Origin of the sequence: Pinibacter soli, assembly GCF_029961145.1 — a bacterium.
In the GTDB taxonomy this organism is placed as follows: Bacteria; Bacteroidota; Bacteroidia; order Chitinophagales; family Chitinophagaceae; genus Pinibacter; species Pinibacter soli.
This window is the reverse complement of record NZ_JASBRG010000007.1, coordinates 75,937-97,671: the sequence shown is the minus strand read 5'-3', so window position 1 is coordinate 97,671 and position 21,735 is coordinate 75,937. Positions and strand designations below refer to the sequence as shown.

General features: G+C 42.2%; 14 protein-coding genes and 1 riboswitch. Of the genes, 10 read left to right on the top strand and 4 right to left on the bottom strand.

Translation table 11 applies throughout. The features are described 5' to 3' along the window. Positions 1-2: 2 nt before the first annotated feature. A complete protein-coding gene (gene thiM / locus QJ048_RS11425; RefSeq protein ID WP_282334484.1) occupies positions 3-794 on the bottom strand; it encodes a hydroxyethylthiazole kinase in 792 nt (263 codons plus the stop codon). A gap of 65 nt (positions 795-859) precedes the next feature. Next, a riboswitch (TPP riboswitch) is annotated at positions 860-952 on the bottom strand. A gap of 162 nt (positions 953-1,114) precedes the next feature. Here thiM and QJ048_RS11420 point away from each other — a divergent pair. The 3 genes from QJ048_RS11420 (at position 1,115) to QJ048_RS11410 (ending at position 4,035) form a co-directional block, all read left to right on the top strand. Beyond that, complete coding sequence (locus QJ048_RS11420) at positions 1,115-1,294, top strand: hypothetical protein (RefSeq protein ID WP_282334483.1); 180 nt, start codon at positions 1,115-1,117, stop codon at positions 1,292-1,294. Positions 1,295-1,507: 213 nt separating this feature from the next. Further along, positions 1,508-2,929, top strand: coding sequence for a tetratricopeptide repeat protein (locus QJ048_RS11415; RefSeq protein ID WP_282334482.1), 1,422 nt, complete (start codon positions 1,508-1,510; stop codon positions 2,927-2,929). A gap of 302 nt (positions 2,930-3,231) precedes the next feature. Next, positions 3,232-4,035 carry a DUF4382 domain-containing protein gene (locus QJ048_RS11410; protein ID WP_282334481.1) on the top strand — a complete coding sequence of 268 codons (804 nt, stop codon included), beginning with the start codon at positions 3,232-3,234 and terminating at the stop codon, positions 4,033-4,035. Positions 4,036-4,132: 97 nt separating this feature from the next. On the opposite strand, the gene QJ048_RS11405 is transcribed toward QJ048_RS11410, so the two are convergent. Further along, positions 4,133-5,329 (bottom strand): neutral zinc metallopeptidase, encoded by a 1,197-nt coding sequence (locus QJ048_RS11405; protein ID WP_282334480.1) that lies wholly within the window; start codon positions 5,327-5,329, stop codon positions 4,133-4,135. Between the two features lie 589 nt (positions 5,330-5,918). On the opposite strand from QJ048_RS11405, the gene QJ048_RS11400 reads away from it, so the two are divergent. The 4 genes from QJ048_RS11400 to QJ048_RS11385 all read left to right on the top strand — a co-directional run bounded on the left by QJ048_RS11400 (position 5,919) and on the right by QJ048_RS11385 (position 11,487). Then, positions 5,919-6,170 (top strand): hypothetical protein, encoded by a 252-nt coding sequence (locus QJ048_RS11400; protein ID WP_282334479.1) that lies wholly within the window; start codon positions 5,919-5,921, stop codon positions 6,168-6,170. A gap of 372 nt (positions 6,171-6,542) precedes the next feature. Continuing rightward, positions 6,543-6,893 carry an ArsR/SmtB family transcription factor gene (locus QJ048_RS11395; RefSeq protein WP_282334478.1) on the top strand — a complete coding sequence of 117 codons (351 nt, stop codon included), beginning with the start codon at positions 6,543-6,545 and terminating at the stop codon, positions 6,891-6,893. Then, positions 6,890-7,864: an SRPBCC domain-containing protein gene (locus tag QJ048_RS11390; RefSeq protein WP_282334477.1), complete on the top strand. Its 975-nt coding sequence runs from the start codon at positions 6,890-6,892 to the stop codon at positions 7,862-7,864. Before QJ048_RS11395 ends, QJ048_RS11390 begins: the two co-directional genes overlap by 4 nt. 365 nt (positions 7,865-8,229) lie before the next feature. Next, a complete protein-coding gene (locus QJ048_RS11385; protein ID WP_282334476.1) occupies positions 8,230-11,487 on the top strand; it encodes a T9SS type A sorting domain-containing protein in 3,258 nt (1,085 codons plus the stop codon). A 157-nt stretch (positions 11,488-11,644) separates the two neighbouring features. On the opposite strand, the gene QJ048_RS11380 is transcribed toward QJ048_RS11385, so the two are convergent. Next, complete coding sequence (locus QJ048_RS11380; protein WP_282334475.1) at positions 11,645-13,882, bottom strand: glycoside hydrolase family 95 protein; 2,238 nt, start codon at positions 13,880-13,882, stop codon at positions 11,645-11,647. 245 nt (positions 13,883-14,127) lie between these two features. Then, positions 14,128-14,910 carry a carboxylesterase family protein gene (locus QJ048_RS11375; RefSeq protein WP_282334474.1) on the bottom strand — a complete coding sequence of 261 codons (783 nt, stop codon included), beginning with the start codon at positions 14,908-14,910 and terminating at the stop codon, positions 14,128-14,130. A gap of 256 nt (positions 14,911-15,166) precedes the next feature. Here QJ048_RS11375 and QJ048_RS11370 point away from each other — a divergent pair, with 256 nt between their 5' ends. The 3 genes from QJ048_RS11370 (at position 15,167) to QJ048_RS11360 (ending at position 21,673) form a co-directional block, all read left to right on the top strand. Further along, positions 15,167-17,626: a TonB-dependent receptor gene (locus QJ048_RS11370; RefSeq protein WP_282334473.1), complete on the top strand. Its 2,460-nt coding sequence runs from the start codon at positions 15,167-15,169 to the stop codon at positions 17,624-17,626. 66 nt (positions 17,627-17,692) lie between these two features. Further along, a complete protein-coding gene (locus tag QJ048_RS11365; protein ID WP_282334472.1) occupies positions 17,693-18,997 on the top strand; it encodes a PepSY-associated TM helix domain-containing protein in 1,305 nt (434 codons plus the stop codon). Positions 18,998-19,255: 258 nt separating this feature from the next. Beyond that, positions 19,256-21,673, top strand: a complete 2,418-nt coding sequence (locus tag QJ048_RS11360; protein WP_282334471.1) for a cation:proton antiporter — start codon at positions 19,256-19,258, stop codon at positions 21,671-21,673. Positions 21,674-21,735 lie beyond the last annotated feature (62 nt).

The following is a 21,735-nucleotide window of genomic DNA, read 5'->3' as shown; positions in this document are numbered from 1 at the left end:
TTCTAAGCCGACAATTTGATGTGTTGATCAAATTCTGTTTGGGTCAGGTTGTATAATTTATCCAGCAAATGTATTTGCAAGCTTCCCGGTCCTTCCACATTTTTTGCCACAATTTCGCCTGCAATATTCAATAGCGAAATAGCCGCCGCAGCCGCTTCGACAATATCTCCTGTTACTGCGATAAATGCACCGATAATAGCTGTTGCTGTACAACCGAGACCTGTAACCTTTGTCATTAAAGCATTTCCATTGAACAGACGCATTTCTTTACCAGCAACAATGATATCTGTTTCGCCGGAAATACAAATAGTCGAACCAAATTTCTTATGAAGATATTGAGCCGCTTGCACTGCGTCATTGCTATGTGCAGTACTGTCAACGCCTTTGGTTTTTTCCTGGTTGAGTTTTGCCAGCGCCAGTATTTCAGAAGCGTTGCCCCTTATTACCGTTGGTTTAAAAGATAGCAGATACTCAAGCGTTGTATCCCTGTAAGAAGTAGCACCGGCACCTACGGGATCCAGTATCCACGGCTTGTTCAGGCGATTTGCCGTTTTTGCAGCCTGTATCATTGAAACGGTCCAATACTCATCCAGTGTACCAATATTAATTACCAAAGCCTGGCAAATGTTGACCATTTCTTCCACTTCCTGGTGTGCATGGGCCATGATGGGCGATGCGCCAACGGCCAACAAAGCATTTGCAGTATTGTTCATTACTACATAGTTCGTGATGTTGTGTACGAGCGGAGATTTTTCCCTGACGTTTTGAATATGCTTCCAGAGCAGTTGTTCCATAATCTGTTTTGTTGAATAATAATTATGGCTTTTTGAACCTCTGGTGAGAGTAGAAAATAGATGCAGCGTGTCATCTGACTTTTCCCTACGCCGGTATCAACCGAATCAGGTTCAAAGGGACTATCTCAATTCTTTTCAGAATACCCCTAAAGCCGGTTAAAATTAGGGAGATTTAATTAATAATTAAGAATTAAGAATTAATAGAGTTTGATTCGTTATTGAATTTAAAACAGTTGACGTTGAACCGAATAGAACTTATTTCTCATTTTGCTGTTACACCTGTTAATTGTTAATTATTAATTATTAATTCGAATTAAACGATGACCGCGCCGTCAACTAAGATCTTACCCGAAAAGATGCGGGAAAAATCTTACCTGCAATACAAGATCCAGCAAAAGCATGAATATTGGAAAACGCCGAAGAGCGCATTATTGCTGGGCGCCGGCTGCTCCTATCCTGTTGTGCCGCTTGGATCGGGTATTATTAAGTTTTGCCAGTAGCTAAGTTTCCTAAGAGACAAATTTCCACTATATGCAGCTGAAATACATGCAAACTTTTTAACTAAGCCAAGCTCTGATATTATTGACAAGTTTTTCCAGGACCAACAAATTGACCAGCAAACTTTTGAAGACTATGTAGCAGAAAAAGAAAAAACAATTACCCTCAACATTCAAAAAGTAAAAACAGAGGAACTAAAGAAACTGCAAAGCTTAGTGCCTGAAGCAGACTGGAACGATTATGAGAGTCATCTTGTATCTGATGCCAAATATGGTTTTTGGATGGATGCCTACAACAATAGCCCGAGAGAAAGGCAACGACTGGTAGAAGCATTGATTGAAGAGTGCAACCCCGGCGGAGCATATGTTATACTTGCTCACATGATTGATAAAGGATATTTCAACAATATACTTACCACGAATTTTGACGACTTTATCAACGAAACGGTGGCCTACTTCACTTCGAAACGAGTGAGGTTCTTTGCGGACGACGAGATCAGCCAATTTATTTCCATTTATGGCAACAAACCAAATATTATTAAGCTACACGGCGACTATCGCTACGCAAACATTAAAAACACCAGCGAGGAGACAATGCGTTTGTCAAAAAGCATGGAAGAAAAACTTCGGGAGTTGTTAGTAAACCAAGATCTTATTGTGATCGGCTACAATGGAGCGGACTATTCCATCATGAATGTTTTACAGCAAATGAAGTCTCCCAACTGTGAATTGCTTTGGTGCGGTCTTGATGAAAACAATGTGCACTGGCGTGTGGCTAATCTCATCAATAACACATCGAATAGTTGGTTCATCAAAATAAAAGACTTCGATGATGTGATTAGTGATTTTTATTATCAGTTCCTGGAGAAATCGCTCGGACCCGTTACCAGGGCCAGAAAACGAGAAGACGAGTTCAATCGCTATATAGCAGAAATTTCGAAGAAGGTAAAAGAGAATGCGTCTGCAACCGAGATCAACAAGCTGGAGAAACAGGAAGTCGTTTGGGACCTGATCAACAAAACCAATAAAGAAACCGATGAAGAAAAACGCTTTCAGTTACTTTCAGAAATACTAAAACATGACCCTGATTTCACTGATGCCTATATGCACCGCGGATTTATTTATGTGAATAATAAAATGGATTACGATAATGCCATTAAAGATTTTACCGAAGCGATCAACCGCGACGATAAAAATTCATCCGCCTATCGCGGACGTGGCTGGGCCTATACCGACCGTGGGGATTATGATCTGGCCATTAAAGATCTTGATACCTCTATCAATTTAATGGAAGCAAGTGCCAACATGTCAAATATTGACAAATCTGTTTTCTACAATACACGCGGTTACTATTTTCTGCAAACAAGCAGATATCCGGAAGCGATTGTTGATTTGGAGAAAGCGATTCAATTGGATCCAACTTACGAATATCCTTACAAGCACCTTGCGGAAGTTTACTATGCACAGGGAAAATATGAACAGGCATTGGAAGCCGCAAATAAAGCCATCGAATTTGACCGGAGCTATGTTTCTGCGTACAAAATAAGGAGCAAGATACACATGGCTATGGTTCACGCTGATCTTGCTGCGGCCGACGATAACACGATCAAGGAGCTCGAAAAAAATAAGGTAACATAATGAGAACATTCCTGAAGCTCTATTTAAAAGATTGTGTACAAAGCACCACATGTTTTACCAGAAAATCAATATTAAACGCATTGATCCTTAGTTTTTTAGGATAAAAATCATGGGAACGTTTTTTGCAACATATAATTTGCGCAGTTGTTGCGCTCATCATTTCAGCTATTGACATAAAAAAGGGTCCCGTTTACGAGACTCTTTTTTGTTTTTGGTTTAAGGACGAATGCATTTGCCCCCACATATTTTTAATCAGGAATAAATTGGCACGGAATTCGAATACGTTGTGAAAACGTAACTCAATGAAAAAGAACATCCTTCAATTAACGGCGTTATGCTTATTGATCATAGCAATCACATTTGCCGCATGCAGTAAGAACGACAACAAGAGCTCGTCTGGCGGTTCAGCTAAGCTTGAATTGAGACTTACTGATGCTCCGGGAAACTACGATGCGGTGTATGTTGATATTCAAAGTGTGAAGATCAATGCTACCACTGACTCAACAAACGGCTGGACCGATGTACCTTTAATAAAACCAGGAGTATACAATCTGCTGGACTTTAGAAATGGCATCGACACGTTGCTCGCTTCTGTAGATATTCCTGCCGGAACAATAAGCCAAATAAGATTGGTGTTGGGGAATAATAACAGTGTTGTAGTAAATGGTGCAAGCTATCCGTTGAATACACCTTCTGCACAGCAAAGCGGTTTAAAACTTAATCTTCACGCAAATCTTACTCCCGGAATTGTTTACCGTTTGTGGATCGATTTTGATGCGAACAAATCTATCGTTGCAACAGGAAGCGGCAAATACAATCTTAAACCTGTTATCAGAACTTATTCGGAAGCAACAGGCGGTACGGTGCAGGGTACAGTTTTACCTCCTGATGCAAAAGCAACAGTGATGGCTGTAAACGGTACCGACACATTATACGCCATTCCTTCTATAATCGGGTTCTATCGCTTTGCAGGCATAAATGCAGGAACATGGAGTTTATATTTTGTTCCGGATTCTTTAACCGGCTACCATAACTCCAGCATTGCAAATGTAGGAGTACAAACAGGCGTGGTGACGAATGTGCCTACTGTTACTTTGGTTAAATAGTAATTAATTTAAAATTGAAAGTTGAAAGTTGAAAATGGTTCGTTCAATAACGACTATTCGTAATCAAACGCCATCATTTTCAACTTTCAACTTTCACTTATTGACTTACAATTCCCGGCAATGCAGCGTCAAACAAAGCAATAAAGTCATTAGCGCTCATAATATGACCTTGTTTTTGTGCATTGTTCGCTGTTTGATAGCCAAACTCTGCAGCCGCCATTCTTTGTGTTGGCGTACCGTGGTGATTGATGCTGGTAAATGAACAGTCGCCGATATTAAAGAACACCTGCAAAAATTCTTTAACTCTTTTCCACTGCATTGAAGCTCCTCTTGCGCTGGAAAGAAAATATGCAGACATCGCATCTGCCATTAACTCTGTTCTTCTTGTTGCTTCCGGTGAAGACACGTTACCAAATACACCTCTTTGAAATTGCACATGGTGGCCAAACTCATGAGCGAGTATCGCCTGAGGAGCAACGTCACCATAGCCGATAGCAGCATAGGAATCCAGGATGCCATCGCCCATTACAATTTTATCAGGCACTACACCAAATGGTGGAAAATCAAACGAGCCTTGAGCAAATGCGTTGAAAGTAAAAATGGGATGGTTGCCGTTTCTGTACTGAGGAATTCCCTGGAGTAATTCTGCTATTACATCTGCCCAATATTCTGCACCAATTTCTGAATCGCCGTAAAGAATCATATCGATCCTGATCACTTTGTCTCTATTCTGTAACATACTTCCATGCATCGGTACTACAATTATCTGGGAAGATTGAATGTCCCAGAAACGTTTCAAATCCTTCATCGTTTTGGTGATGCGGTGCGAGTACTCTCCATTGATACCAAATTGCTGGCCACTCTCTGTGTTCTCAAAAAGCAATGCATCGTAAGTAGGAAAGTCAAGCATTCCTGTAAGAGACGCATAGAAAATAATTTCGTAGCTCCAGTCGGCTAGTTGTAGGTTCAACCATTGAGTAACCAAAGTGTTGTCGTCACAAGTTGTTTCTGTAAGCTTGAGGGCATTCAACACAGTATACTTATACTCAGGGTTAACTTTCGCAAGCAGGTCGGCTTTAATACTATTCGATCTGCTTTCGAAATTGGCAGGCAGTGTTGCCCTGAGTTTAGCCAGTGTTGCAGCCACATCAGCCGGAGTTGTTGTCTTTGTTTTAGCAGCGGAATTGCTTTGAGCCGGTTGGGCTGCCTCATCACTTTTGTAATCCTTTTGGCAGCCGGTGGTAAGCAATGCGCAAACCACCGTTGCAAGCATCGATGAATAAAGAGTTCTCATAATTAAAGGTTTTTGATTTGATTTTAATAACACGTGTTTCATACTATATGTTTAAATAGTTACATTGCCGCCACTGCACGAAATTTTTCATGATTGAAAAATGCACGCAGAGTCTCGTTTACAGCATTTCTATTAAATTGTTTTTCCGCCTTCGGTTATAATCTTGTGTAGAAGTGAGTGTGCCTTGTCATTGCAGATTTCTGTATTGCGTGGCATCAGGGCCTTCAATGAATCTTTTAATTAAAGCACTTTTCCTCATGGTCGATTAAAGAAGATGCAGTCAAATTTGATTTAACGCGGTACGAAAAAAATCAAGACACCATTCAATGATGTTCCTGCCAGGAATTTCATCTTCATTCTTTGTGCCGCACACATGCCACACAAAGTCACGTGATCGGAGAAATTATTTCCACATTGTTTACTGTGTAGTCCACTGAAGCCCGGCAAAGAAGATAAATTGGGGAAGCCAGGATTGGCGGCTTTGTCGGAACTTAGTACTAACAAGTTAATAAAAAAAAGCTGAATATCACTGTCGCGTCAAAGAATTTCGCGGGTATCAAAATTGCAGACGAACCAGTAAACTTATTGTATGAAGATGCAGATTTTATTCAAGTATGAAGATGATTATCTGAAAGCCGATTATGAAGAGAAAGATGGTGGGTATGAAGTGACAAACGTTAGAAATGATGAAACAGGAAAAGTATATCTTGACAAAGCTACAATAAAGCCAACCCTCATAAACGACGAATCTTCATGGGTTGACAGCAATAATAAATCTGACGACCTGATCATTGCGATTGGCGAGGCGATCGAGGACAATAGTTCAAGCGTGAAACGCTAGATCAGAACTAGGAATCAGGAATTGGAAGATAAATACGGAAATGTCATTTTCTATTTGGTGAGTGTTGAGTCCTACACTAATTCCTAATCCTTAATTCAATGTCGTTTAGTTAAGCAACTTTTCAATTACTTAGTTGCCATGTCCAGGAAAGAAATACTGCTTGTCATCCCGACGAAGGAGGGATCTGCTTGATTGTTTACGCAAAGTGTTCGTTAGTGTTAGGCCCAGATCCCTCATTCCTCGGGATGACAAGCGAGATGCTTTTGTTTTTTCAAACACCTTAACCAAACGACATTGAATCCTTAATTTCTATTTTTTTTATTCTGTAAGCAAATACTTACGTATATTTGCGTAAGCATTTACTTACACATTATGTCTATAGAAGCAAGAAGAGATGTATTCCAGGCAATTGCCGATCCAACAAGGCGTCAGATCATCAGCCTGGTCGCAAAGCAATCAATGAACCTGAATGCGATCGCAGAGAATTTTGACATCAGCCGTCCGGCTATTTCTCAGCACATTAAGATCCTGACAGAATGCGGAATGATCGTTATCAAAAAACAAGGCAGGGAAAGATATTGCGAAGCCAAACTTGATAAGCTTGTTGAAGTGTCTGCCTGGGTGGATCAATACAAGCAATTCTGGAACGAGAAATTCAATGCTCTCGATAAATACCTGCATAATATTCAATTAAAGAATAAAACTAAAAACAATTCAAAATGACAAAGACCAATCAAGCAACACAACGCGAAGTACTCGCAATCGTACGCGAATTTGACGCGCCGAAAGAGTTGGTATTTGACGCTTTCGCAACCCCAGAAGCAATGGCGGCATGGTGGGGACCTATCGAATTTAAAACGACCGTCGTGAAATTTGATTTCAGGCCCAAAGGAGTTTTTCATTATAAAATGGAAAACGGCGGACACACGATGTGGGGCAGATTTGTGTACGGTCATATTCAAAGACCCGACCTGCTTGAATTCACAAACTCATTTTCAAATGAGAAAGGTGAAATTGTGAGAGCCGATTTTGATGAAAGATGGCCGCTGGAAATTTTTAATCGAATAACATTTACTGAAAAAGATAATAAAACAACTATCTCGCTGGTTGGTTATCCTATCAACAATACAGAAGAAGAATATGAATTCTTCCAATCAATGAAATCCAATGTCAACGGTGGTTTCAACAAAACATTTGATCAACTTGACAAATACCTCGAAGCCGGGTTTAAATTAAGAAAAGCTGCAAAAACGGATACAAAAGCAAGAGTTTGTACCTATCTGAATTTTGATGGCAATACATACGAAGCATTTAAATTCTATCAATCGGTTTTCAAAACTGAATTTGGCGGAAAAGGCGTTCAACGTTTCAGCGATATTCCTCAAGATGCTGACCATCCGAATATCCCCGACAACATCAAAAAGATGATCCTTCACATAGAACTCCCTATTCTCGGCGGCCACGTACTGATGGGAACTGATGCACCGAAGGAAATGGGGTTTCAACTAAACTTTGGCAACAATGCACACATTTGCCTTGAGCCGGAATCACGGGAAGAAGCCAAAAGATTATTCGATTCTTTATCTGAAGGTGGCATAGTTACCATGCCTTTGCAGGATATGTTTTTCGGCGCTTACTTCGGTGAGTTTACTGACAAGTTTGGTGTGAAGTGGATGGTGAACTACAATAATTAATTAGCGACCCGTAGAGACGCCTGATCATGCGTCTCTCTTTTTTTGGGTGTCCTCCAATAATAGTCAATGATGCGTTCGCGTGAAGCACCGGAGACGCATTATCATGCATCTCTACATGAACCGGTTTTGGTTGATCTTTTAAAAATGGCATTTACTTTCCTTCCATTAAGCTATCATGATTTTCTTCAAAGGCAATATATTTTTTAAAAAATCTGTATTAACTTCGTCGCTTAGATTATCCATCACTGTTAGTCAATATATCCTTTCGAAAACTCCCATCGTCGCTTTTACCTGATTCGTTCCCCTTGCCGATTTTTTACTGTAAATAATTACCCCGTTCGATGAAAAATTTCAACCTTATTCATTTGACAAAAAGAATTGTCAGCCTTTTGTTCTTTGTCGTATTTTCATTTGTTTCCCTAAAAGCCTTCGCAAATTCGCATCCGCGGGGCATTCCTGTAATCACTTCGTTTTCCCCTATGACGGCGACACCAGGAACACTCATAACCATCAGGGGAAGCGGATTTACAGGTGCAACGGGTGTAGCATTTGGAAGCGGAATCGCAAGCGGATGGCACGTTGATTCTGATACGGAGATATGGGCCTTTGTTGGTTCTCAGTGTACGAGCGGCAGTGTAACAGTTAGTTCCGGTGCAAATATTGTATCTCTGGCCGGTTTCACTTTTGTTAATACCAAAATAACATCCATTGCTCCAACAACGGGAAGGCCAGGCGATCACATCACGATTACGGGCACTGACCTGGATTATGTAAGTGCCGTTTCATTTGGGGGTCAGGCCGCGGCATCGTTCCAGGTACTATCTTCCACTCAAATTGATGCGGTGTTGGGAAATGGAGCACAGGGTGCTGTTGTTATCAAAGGAGCCTACAGTGGTGACACCTCGATGAATTTCACATTTATCGCCGCTCCTTCTGTCACACAAATCTCCCCATCAACCGGTTACACCGGCGACCTGATCAAGGTTTATGGCAGCAATTTCACCAATGCAAGTGCAGTGACCTTTGGAGGTGCGCCTGCGAAAAGTTTTACAGTCCTGAATGCCGGGCAAATCAATGCCTATGTGGACAATGGCGCAAGTGGATCTGTAAAAGTAACCACCCCATATGGTACCGATTCGGGAGGCAGTTTTGTGTATGCGCTGCCAAATGCAGTAATTAATAGTTTCACCCCAACATATGCCAAAAACAATGACGTAGTTTACATTTATGGCACCGGTTTCGTTAATGTTCAACAAGTTTTCTTTGGAAATGTGGCGGCAAAAAGTTTCACAGTAAGTTCCAGCACTTTGATTTCCGCCATCGTCGACACAGGCGCGAGTGGCGCAGTGACCGTACAAACCGTAAGCAATACCGCAAATCTGGCAGGCTTCGGCTATATCACACCGCAAACCACCATCACATCGTTTAGCCCCACCTCATCAAAGCCGGGAGGCACGGTCGTAATAACTGGAACCAACTTCGTGAATGTTAATGAAGTCAGCTTCGGTGGACTCAATGCAAAATCTTTTGAAGTTGTTTCCCCTACACAAATAACAGCAGTAATAGACACCGGCAAAAGCGGAAGTATTGTTGTAAAGTCAGCTTACAACACAGCCACAGCCACCGGTTTTATTTACCTGGCGCCGCCACCGCCCACTATCACAACGTTTAGTCCTTTCGTCGCAAAGATTGGCGACCCAATTGTTATAACCGGAACCAACTTATCAGCAACGACCGCGGTTACCTTTGGTGGTCAGCCCGCAGCCTCGTTCCAGGTAAACAGCGACACACAAATCACCGCAATCTTAGGTGACGGAAACGACGGTGATGTGCTGGTTACTACACCGGCGGGCCAGGCATCGCGCAGCGGTTTTACGTTCAGCTCACCACCACCTAAAATTGCGTCGGTATCTGCTCTTGCAGGAGGTAAAGGAACTGTTATCACCATCACGGGAGATTATTTTGCCCGTGTTAACCAGGTTAAGTTCGGGGGCACAGCTGCTGCGGGCTTCCAGGTTATCTCAAGAAATCAGATACAGGCACAGGTTGATTATGGCAGTTCAGGATACATCGCCGTGTTTAGCCCGCTCGGGATAGATTCAGTAGCTGGCTTTGTTTACGCGCCAGGTCCTCCCATCATTTCATCGGTTAATCAAAATTCTGTGACAGAAGATCTTGAGTTGATTATCAGCGGAAATAATGTTGGCTATGCAACGACTGTTACGATCGGTGGGGCACCTGTTAAATCAATAAAGGTTTATTCACTGGGTTTGATTCATGTTTTTGTTGGCACAGGTATTCCGGGTGCGGCCCAACTTATTGTAACAACCCCTAACGGCAGTGTAAGCTACGGGCTCAATTTCTACTCACCCACACCGCAGGTCAATTCGTTCAGCCCTTCCACAGGCAGCGTAGGAACGGTTGTTACAGTGAAAGGAAGGTATTTTAATTACGCAAAATACGTTGACTTCCTTCCCGATGTAACATCGGATTTAAAACACGCTTCATCTTTCAAAATTATTTCTGACTCTGTGCTGACAGCTGTGATAGACACTACGTGCAAGGGAAAGCTCGGTGTAGGCAACGACAGGCGCGTGTATGGATGGTCAGGCGCATTGTTTGATTACAAAGATCCCTTACAACCCCTTGTTGCCGCATCCGGAACCAACCCGGTTAGCGGCGCTGTAAATACAAAAATAACTGTAGACTCCGCTGTGCAGGAATATAACGGCAACCCATACGTGCAAAGACACTACGATATTGAGCCGATAAATAATCCGTCTACTTCAACGGCTCTTGTCACGCTGTATTTCTTCCAGTATGAATTCGACAACTACAACCAGGTACCGGATCACGGCTTCGATCTGCCTACCGGTCCGGCAGACATTGCGAATAAAGCAAACCTGAGAGTATATCAATATCACGGATTCAGTGCCACCAGCAAACCCGGCACTTATGATGGCGTTGGCATTGAAATCAACCCGGATGATAATAATATCGTTTGGAATGCAACTACGCAAATGTGGGAAGTAACCTTCGAAGTAAATGGCTTCAGCGGTTTCTTTGTTGCTTCAATGGGTAGTGCTATTTTGCCTTTAAAACTACTATCGTTAAGTGCACAACAAAAAGAAAGCAATGTTATGCTAAACTGGAAGACGGCTGACGAGAAAAACGTAGATCATTTTGATGTCATGAAAAGCAATGATGGCGCAGCATTCAACCTCATCGCAACAATAAAATCACAATCGCATGCGGGTGAAAATTCTTACAGTTACAATGATCCTGCAGGCAATTCAGCGACCGCATACTATCGACTAAAGATGGTGGACAACGATGGAAAATTCAGCCTGAGCAAGGTGGTTAAGACATTTGGTGTGACTGACAATTTGTTGGTTGTATATCCAAATCCGGCAAGAGGTAAAGTAACGATTGCCCATCCTGAAGCCAAAGAAAACAACCAGGTAAAACTGATTGATCTAGGCGGACGCGTTGTAAAAGTTGTAAAAATGGAGAAAGGTTCTACTCAAACAATAATCAACTTACAAGGTGTTGCTGCAGGAACGTATAAGATCGTGTGGAGTGATGGCAAACAAACAATTATAAAGTCGCTGATGGTAGAATAGGTTAGTAAGCCGCAGTAAGGAAAGCTGACAAATAATAAGAGAAAGACGCCTTGAAGGCGTCTTTCTCTTATATGTAGGCGGTCCGATCAAACACTACAAACGTTATGGTGTTGCGCAGACGCATGCAATGCGTCTCTACGATGTCCCGAAACGAATATCAAATCACCTCAATCGTATAAACTCCATTTTTCACGGTTGCAAATTCCATTGCGCCATCCTCTCCTTTTTTGTACTTCACTGTTTTACCATTCCTATCTTTTATCGAGAATTTATCATTCAATAAAATCTTACAAGGCAAGCCACTTGTCGAAACGATATTGATTGTTTGCACTTTCGCGCTCTTCCAATTAAAAGAAAGTTCAAAACCACCGCGAGCACGCAAGCCTTTCACAAAGCCAGTTGGCCATGCGTCCGGCAATGCTGGCAACAATCGAATCGCGTTTGATTGGCTTTGCAATAACATTTCTGCCACTGCCGCTGTGTAGCCAAAATTTCCATCCATTTGAAATGGTGGGTGCGCACAAAAAAGATTGGGATAAATACCGCCGCCTTCCTTGTAATTGATGTTTGCACCACCTACTAACGTGATGAAATTTTGCAGAATTTTATATGCGTGATTGCCATCCAGCAGCCGGGCCCAAAAATTTATTTTCCAGGCCATAGACCAACCCGTTGCCAAATCGCCTCTTGCATTCAGACTAACTCTTGCAGCGTTGAAAAGCGCTGACGTTTCTGGTGTAATTTGTTTTCCCGGATGTAATGCAAATAAATGCGAAGCATGCCTGTGACGATTGGTCGAATCATCCCTGTCTGTTTCCCACTCCTGGATCTGTCCCCACTTGCCTATTTTAGGTTTCAACAATTTCTCTCTCATTTCATATACATGCTGACGATATGAGGCATCAACTTTCAATGTATCTGCTGCCGCAATATAATTGGTGAAGAGATCGTAAATAATCTCCTGGTCATAAGTCACACCTTCTTCTTCCGGGCCCTGCTCAGGCGACCAGCCGTCAGGTGTCACCAAAGTGCCGTCCGGCCTGCGTTTTAAATGATCTTCCCAAAACTCACAAATCTCTTTTAAGATTGGATACGCAAATGTTTTGAGGTATGCTTTGTCCATCGTGAAGTCATAATGTTCCCACAGATGTTGCCCATACCATGCGCTTCCCGGCGGGTTCCATTTCCAGCCTGAGCCTCCGTATATATTGTTTTCCGTTTGCACTGTCCACCCGCGAACGCCTTTGTAGTAATCACTTGTTGCTTTTTTGCGAACATCACGAATGCTGTTGATATAGTCAAGGAATGGCAAGTGCAATTCTGAAAGATTAGTTGGTTCTGCCAACCAGTAATTCATTTGTATGTTGATATTGGAGTGGTAATCGCTGCGCCATGGCGGTGTGTTGCTGTTGTTCCAAAGACCCTGCAAGTTGGCAGGCAAGCCGCCTTTGCGTGAAGAACTGATCAATAAATAACGGCCATATTGAAACAACAACCCTTCTAGTTGATGATCTTGATTTTTCTTATACGCAAGAATTCTCTTGTCGGTTGACTGTTGCAAGGTTGCAGCATCCGTACTACCCAAATCAATTTGTACACGATCAAACAGGGCTTTGTAATCTTTTATGTGTGCGGCCTTCAGCTGCTCATATGTTTTTTGCAGAAACGCAGGTTTTGATGAGCGTGCCAAACCTGCCGTGCGCCATCCTTTTTTGCTGTCCTGTAAATAATTAGTAGTTGCAGTGAGATATATCGTAAGATTGTTTGCATTGCTAACAGAGATAAAGTAACCAGCAGTGTCCTGCATCAATTTTGTTTGGCCTCCTTCTGTTTTTACATAAACATCAGCGCCATACAATAAATTATTTGAGAGCCCTCCACTTGATGCGATATGATCATTGCTTGCACTGAAAGTCGCCTTGTGCATATCTGTCAATCTTATTTTACAGTTGTAAGCATTTTGCTTATTGGCTGTAAACCGCAGCACCATTACTTTGTCGGGAAAGCTGCAAAAATATTCGCGGTTAAATAGCACATCGTTTTGTACATAGGAAATGCGATGAATTGAACTGCTGATTTCCAAATCGCGGCTATAGTTTGCAAAAGCATCCTTATTGCTGAAATTAATGTAGAGATCGCCGAATGCCTGGTACTCGCCCGTTTCTTTTTCATCACCAGTCCATAAAGATTGTTCATTGAACTGCAGATGCTCCTGATCAACACCTCCAAAGATCATCGCTCCCATTCTACCATTGCCCATCGGCAAAGCCTCAGTCATCCAGTCTTTTGCAGGAGATGTGTAATGCAACTTCAGGTCTTCCTGTGCACTGGCTATTGTGTTTGAAAAAAGTAATGTACCCAACAAAGTACAAGCTGCAATTGTGTTTTTAGTCATATGCAATGCGGTCCGTTTAATGGCGATATTTGATTTGTGTTAACGTTTGCGCAACTAAGATAATGAAAGAAAGAAAACGGCACGCGGCTGACGCAGATTTAGCTGATTTACACGGATGAACAGCTGAATAACTGAGTAACTGAATAACTGAATAATTGAAAGGAAAGGCGAAGTTGTGCTCAGTTACTCAACTGAAAATAATCTGTGTAAATCAGCCAAATCAGTGTCATCTGCATGCCGATCTCTTACTTCTTCTGCGTAAACAACCACGACAGGAAGTCCGGTTCGGCAAAAGCATTTTTCCAGCTGTCGTGCCCAATGCCCGGATATTCTGTGTATTGTACTTTGGCACCGGCTTTTTGCAAAGCGGCTACCATGGAACGGGAGTAGTTTACACCAACGGCAGGATCATTGCTGCCATGAAAAACGCGGATGGGAAATTTTTTCGCATAAGCATCAACTTTACTAGTATCACCACCACCGCAAATGGGAAACGCTGCCGCAAATAATTTTGGTCTGCGCCACAAAGCTTCAAACGTGCCAAAACCGCCCATTGACAGACCTCCGATATAAATGCGTTTGCGGTCGACCACTCCGGACGCCACTAACGAGTCGATCAATTCCAACACTAGCGTCAGCGGTTTACCAACTGGCTCGTTTGAGAGGAAAGTAAAGCGGTTTGAAGAATCTCCTCCTTTGCGGCCTCCTACCCGTCCCCAGGACTCGTTTGAGGGGCATTGCGGGAATACGACAATGGCCGGAAATTTTTCCCGGTTGGCCGGGTTGGCAAACAGATCGCCGCCCCATTTTAGCTGTGCTTCATTGTCATTTCCCTTTTCTCCGGATCCATGCAGCACCACCACCAGCGGGTATTTTTTAGATGGTACATTGTTCAACGGGTACTGAACCCTGTACAGCAGTACATCGCCCTTATGGGTAAATTTTTGCTTTTGGAAATCACCCAATAATTGTCCCTGTGCCGCGATCGATAAAATGGGCAACAGTATGGTGGAGAGTAGTTTGCGCATGAAGTGAATTTAGGGCATTTGGTGTAGCTCAACAAGATCTTCTACAGAAAACACAACCGTGATAAGCAAGACGTATGATGTACGGAGTACGATGTACGATAGTTATTAACGTGCTCGTTCTCAACGAATTTCGCACATCTTACATCTTTCATCGAACATTGCTATTTCTCTTTTTCCCGATACCGTAAACCGTTTTTCCCGATCCGGCACTAATTAAAGTTTGCTTCGTTCTTTTTTTGCATAAAATTTGACCAAAGTGAAATATCTCTATTTACTACTGCTAACAGTTTTATTCAGCACAATTAATGGAATCGCACAGACAGGCAATATCGGGGTAGTCGCACAGACGGACACAATTACAACAATGGTTCAGACTGGCGCTATCAATGGAAACATCACAACAACAGACGGAAAGCCGGCAGCTTACGTAAATATCGTTCTTAAGGAAACTTCAAAAGGAACTATCTCAAACGAAGACGGCACTTTTTCGTTACACAATATAAAGGTGGGCCAGTATATGCTGGTTGTATCGTATACCGGACTGCAAACACAAACCAAAGAAGTTGCGGTAATAGCGGGAACCACCACAGAAGCAAGTTTTGTTTTGAAAGAAACTTCAAAAGAACTGGATGAAGTGATCGTGAATGCAAGAAAGGGCCTCAATGCAAAACCGCTGACAATCGGTAAAGCGCCAATTGATCCGATGGATCTTCCACAGAGCATCAGTATCATCAATAAAGACATTATTACAGATCAGCAATCACAACGCCTGAGCGATGTGGTGAAAAACGTAAACGGCATTTACCTGGCAACTACAAGAGGTTCAACGCAGGAAGCTTTTTCCAGTCGCGGCTACAGCTTCGGCAGCAACAATATGTTTAAAAATGGTGCCCGTGTAAACTCTGGCGCAATGCCGGAAGTAAGTTCTCTGGAAAGAGTGGAAATATTGAAAGGCAGCGCGGCTATCCTGTACGGAAACGTTGCTCCGGGCGGCATTTTGAATATGGTGACCAAGCAACCCAAATTCCAAACAGGTGGTGAAGTGTCAATGCGTGTTGGAAGCAACGCTTTGTACAAACCATCTTTTGATGTGTACGGACCAATCAGCAAAACAATTGCGTTCCGCATAAATGGCACTTACGAAAATGCAAAAAGCTATCGCGATGTGGTAAAAAGCGAACGTTATTATGTAAATCCTTCCATGTTGTTCAAACTCGGCAAACGCACGGAATTATTGGTTCAGGGAGATTATTTGCACCACAATTTCACTCCTGATTTTGGCATTCCTTCAGTAGCAGATTCTGCTATTGCTAAATTGCCAAGAAACAGGTTCCTCGGCACAAACTGGCAATATACCAAAACAGAACAATCATCTGCAGGGTTCTCTTTGAAACACCAGTTGAATGATAGCTGGACGATTACTGCCAACGGATCTTACCAGATGTACAAAAGAGATTACTACTCTATAGAAAGAATGCAGGCTGCTGCAAATGGTAATTTGCCCCGACCAATCAACAAATTGTACACAAGAGAAGATTACTATGTTGCGTCCGTGGACCTTACGGGCAAATTCAAAACAGCTTTCATTGAGCATACATTGTTAGCTGGTGTGGATGCGGATAGATTTTATACATCGAACTATACTTACAGTCTTGCAAATGTAAAAGGTGGTATCTATGACACCATCAACATTTATGATGCCACCAAATACACTCCACGTACAGATATTCCAGTGGCAACAGCATTGAAGCTGGGTCACCAGCCTGTTAACCGCTTTGGCGCTTACGTGCAGGATTTGATCAGCCTTTCATCAAAATTAAAAGTATTGGTGGGTGTTCGCTGGTCATACCAGGATTCGAAAGCTCCAGATACATTGACGTTTGCAACGAATGTGAAAACAATGGGCTCCGACAAAGTGGATAAAGCGTTTTCACCAAGAGCAGGTATCGTGTATAAACCGTTCGGGCATACTTCGATCTTTGCGAGTTATTCAAACAATTTTGTGGTTAATACCGGAACTGATATTAACTACAAACAATTGGACCCTTCTATTGTGAACCAATATGAACTAGGTGTAAAAAATGATTTCTTAAACGGTAAATTATCTGCGAACGTAACGGTTTACAGAATCGTAAATAACAATCTTGCGCAAACCGCGCCATTCCTTGCAGATGGTACACCTAACAGCAACGCCAACATCAAAGTACTGGCAGGTGAAACAACCAGCGATGGTGTAGAACTTGATATCACAGCTCATCCTTTAAAAGGTCTTGATATCATTGCAGGTTACAGCTACAACAATATGCGCTACACTAAAACGCCAGATGTAAAAGGTAACTACGTAGAAGGTCAAAGACTGGTAAACACTCCGGCAAACACTGCAAATGGTAGCCTGTTCTATAACTTCTCTCGTGACAGCAAATTGAAAGGATTTAAAGTTGGCGCAACGGTTGTTTATATCGGCGATCGCTTTGGCGGCTGGAACGACACAAAAGATCCTTCTAAACCAGCTGGTTCTTATACCAAATCAAGATTGATCCCTGTTAGTGGCTTCACTACCATTGATTTGTCTGCGGGCTATACATTCAAACATATATCGGTATTGGCAAAGCTTTCCAACATCACCAATACATTGAACTACTATGTGCATGAAAACTATAGCATTAACCCGATTCCTCCAAGACAGTTCATGGCCACAGTGGCTTACAGATTTTAATTTAATACTCACTTAATACGATAAAGGCTGCCGTTAAATGCGGTAGCTTTTATTTTGGATAATAGCATGAAAAACAAATTGACGTTTCGCAGGGTAATTCATCTGATACATTTATGGGTAGGCGTTCCATGCGCCCTGTTTCTATTCTTTATTTGCATTTCCGGAACAGTATATGTTTTCAATAAAGAAATTACACAGTGGTTCGACCGTGATCTTACTACAATAAAAGCCACAGAAGGCGCAGTGAAATTGACACCAGACCAGTTGAAAGTATTGGTAGAAAATGAAAAAAAAGGAATGATCATTGCGGCGATTCAAATTCCGCAAAGCAATACTGAAGCCTGGGTCTTTTCAATACGCCCCAAAGAAGACAAGAAGAACAAGCCACAAGCGGAGATGAACGAGATGCAATCTGCCCCACCAAAAGCGGATGGCAAAAATGGTAAGGACGAAAGAGGCGGACCGCAAAGAAAAAACAATGAAAGGGTTCAAATGAAAAACTTTTTCGTGGACCCTTACACAGGAAAAATATTGGGAGATGCGCAAACGCCATCGGCAAAATTCTTTCTTTTCGTCATGCAGTTTCACAGATGGTTGCTGATAGACAATCATGATATAGGCGCCGCCATTACCGGCACGGCTGCTATTTTGATGATACTTTTGCAGATTACCGGAATGATGTTGTGGTTTCCTGCTAAAATAAAAAGCTGGAAGAAAAAACATTTATGGAAACAAGGTTTTGTGGTTAAACGCAATGCCTCAGGAAAACGTTTCAATTTTGATCTTCACAAAGCAATAGGTTTTTACACTTTCCTGTTTATTACCATCATGGCCATCACCGGACCTGTTATGGGATTCGACTGGTACAAAGCTGGTTTCTCAAAGGCACTGGGCGTTAATCCAGTGAAGAAGGGACAAGAGAATGAAATGAAGTCAGCGGTGAATACAGACAGTTTGCCTGCCATCAGTATTGCAACAGCTTTGGCAAAATCAAATGAAACACTTGCCGGTGATTTTACCACAAAATTTTTTCTTCCAAAAGACAACGAAGGTGTGATTACGGTGCAGAAAAACAAAGAAGGTTTCTTCGAGTCTCCAGCAGCGGATCGATTGATGATTGATCAATACACTGCACAGGTGATAAAGGTGGAACGCTTTGCAGAAAAAACAACCGGACAAAAGATCGTTACGCTTGCAAAAGCAATTCATACAGGTGAAATTTTCGGCACGTTCTCTAAAATACTCTATTTCATTGCCTGCCTGCTTGCAACAAGTTTGCCGATAACAGGCGTTATCATTTGGTGGGGACGTAGGAATAAGACATCAAAGACGAGTGTTGTTGTGAAGGAAGATGATCTTGTGACTGTTTAAGCTTCAACCGCTTTTTCTTTTAACAACATCCTCAATTCTTGCTGATCGTAATCAGTAAAGAAAGGTTGCTTGTCATCCCGACGAAGGAGGGATCTGGGTTTAACACTGGCCAACATGCCACATAAAAAAAGCACCCAGATCCCTCCTTCGTCGGGATGACAAGCAACATGCATTCAATTTGTATACGACTTAATAAGCATATGGTAAATGAAGGTTTTCTAACAATTAATTCATTACTACAATTTTACATTTAGGTAAATGAATAGTAATATTGAAGAGTATTTTGAGGTAGAAACTTTATCCCACGTGTCGATTATGAGAAAATTGAGCCTGTTGTTTTACACATTGGTCGTGGCTTTCTGTGGTACGGCGATTTATTTTATTGCGCAATTTGGATCCAAACTTCAAAAAGCGGGATTGAATCATGCCCACAAACCCGTTTCCGGAAATAGCTTTGGCTTGTTTGCAGATTCACTTCAGCATAGTCTTACGCATCCTTCCGCTATATTGCTTTTGCAAATCATCACGATTGTTGTTGTTGCAAGGGTATTTGGATTCATCTTTAATAAAATTGGACAACCTGCAGTAATTGGCGAAATCATAGCTGGTATTGTATTAGGTCCTTCGGTGCTTGGGTTGTTTTTTCCCGGCGTTTCAGGATTTATTTTTCCCGCAGCTTCGTTAGGCAATCTTAATTTTCTCAGCCAGATCGGTTTGATGCTATTCATGTTTGTAATAGGAATGGAACTCGATATCGAGCATGTACGGAAGCAGGCGAAAGACGCGGTTGTAATCAGTCATGCCAGCATCATCATTCCATATACACTTGGAATGGGACTGGCGTGTTTAATGTACACTCAGTTTGCCCCAACAAGTATTTCATTTTTATCGTTTGCACTGTTTCTCGGCATTGCGATGAGCATTACTGCATTTCCTGTGCTCGCACGTATTATACAAGAACGCGGTTTAACCAAAACAAAACTTGGTTCAATGGCCCTTACATGTGCCGCTGCAGACGACGTAACAGCATGGTGCATACTGGCTGCCGTGATCGCCATTGTAAAGGCAGGTACAATTGTAACAGCGCTATACACGATCGCACTGGCAGTAGGTTATGTACTGTTCATGTTAATGGTTTTAAAACCATTCCTAAACAGGCTTGGAAGTATTTATGCGGGTCGCGAAATGGTGAGCAAAGCCGTGATGGCATTTGTATTCATGATCCTGCTGGGCTCTGCCTATGCAACAGAGGTGATTGGCATACACGCATTATTCGGTGCATTTCTTGCCGGAGTGATCATGCCCGATAATTTTAATTTCAGAAAAATTGTTACCGATAAAGTAGAGGATATCAGCATAGTATTACTTCTTCCATTGTTCTTTGTGCTAACAGGTTTGCGTACACAAATTGGTTTATTGAATACACCGGAATTGTGGCTGGCTTGCGGAGGCATAACGCTTGTGGCTGTTGCAGGAAAATTTGGAGGCAGTACCTTTGCGGCACGCATCATGGGCCAAAGCTGGCGCGACAGTCTTTCAATAGGTGCATTGATGAACACTCGCGGCCTGATGGAACTTGTGGTACTAAACATCGGTTACGACCTTGGCATTCTTTCACCACAAGTGTTTGCAATGATGGTGATCATGGCCATCGTAACCACGTTCATGACAGGTCCGGCGCTGGAACTTATCAACTGGTTCTTTAAAGGGAAAGACGCAGCAAAAAGACCGGCAGTCGCCAATACCAGGACTTTCAAAATATTGCTCTCTTTTGATGCTGCAGAAAGTGGCAGAAAACTATTGCAACTGGCGTCGCAACTCATGGGCAGAAAACAATTGAACAATCACATTACTGCTATCAATCTTACCTACAATCCTGATATCACTACCACGCAGATCGAAGAGTTTGAAAAGGAAAGTTTTTCTCACATACGCGAAGAAGCAAAGAAGATGAAACTTCAGCTTAACACACGCTATCAACCTGTTATTGATGTGCGGAAAGAGATCGTTAAAATAACTGAAGATGAGCATTATGATTTTATGCTGATCGATGCGGGGAAATCATTGCTGAAAGGTACTTTTCTTGGTAGCTTATTCCAGGCGACAAAAGTTTTGTATCCTGAAAATTTGTTGAAGACTATAACTGGCGATAAAAAACTGATGCCGCAATTGTTGCCAACCAATGATATGATCGATCAAAAGGCAACGACGTTTATTGAAGAAGCGAAATGCAGCATCGGCGTATTTATTGACAAAGATTACCGCAACTCGAAAGATATTTTCATGCCAATGTTCCATCCATCTGACGCGTCGTTGCTCAGGTATGCAAAGAAATTTATTCAAAACAACGAATCAAAACTTGTAGTACTGGATGCGTTGAGCAATGTGCATGAAAATGAGTACTGGGACAAAGAAGTTGCAGAAATACAAAGTGAATATCCTGCTTCTATCGAACTGGCATCAGACAGAACCATCAATAAATCTTTATTGTCAAAATTCAGCCTAACGCTGATCAGCTACGAAAGCTGGAACTCACTCGTTGCCAGCAAAAGCGTTTGGCTGGAACATGTACCAAGTGTGCTGATCATAAAACATACGGAGGTTCCTGAAGATGCGCCTTTGAACGCAGGAACAATGGCACGTTTGGCGACTAAATTAATAATTAATAAAGAATAATTAATAGAGCCGCATTCACTCAAGAATGTGGCTCTATTAATTGTTGAACGTAAAATCAATCG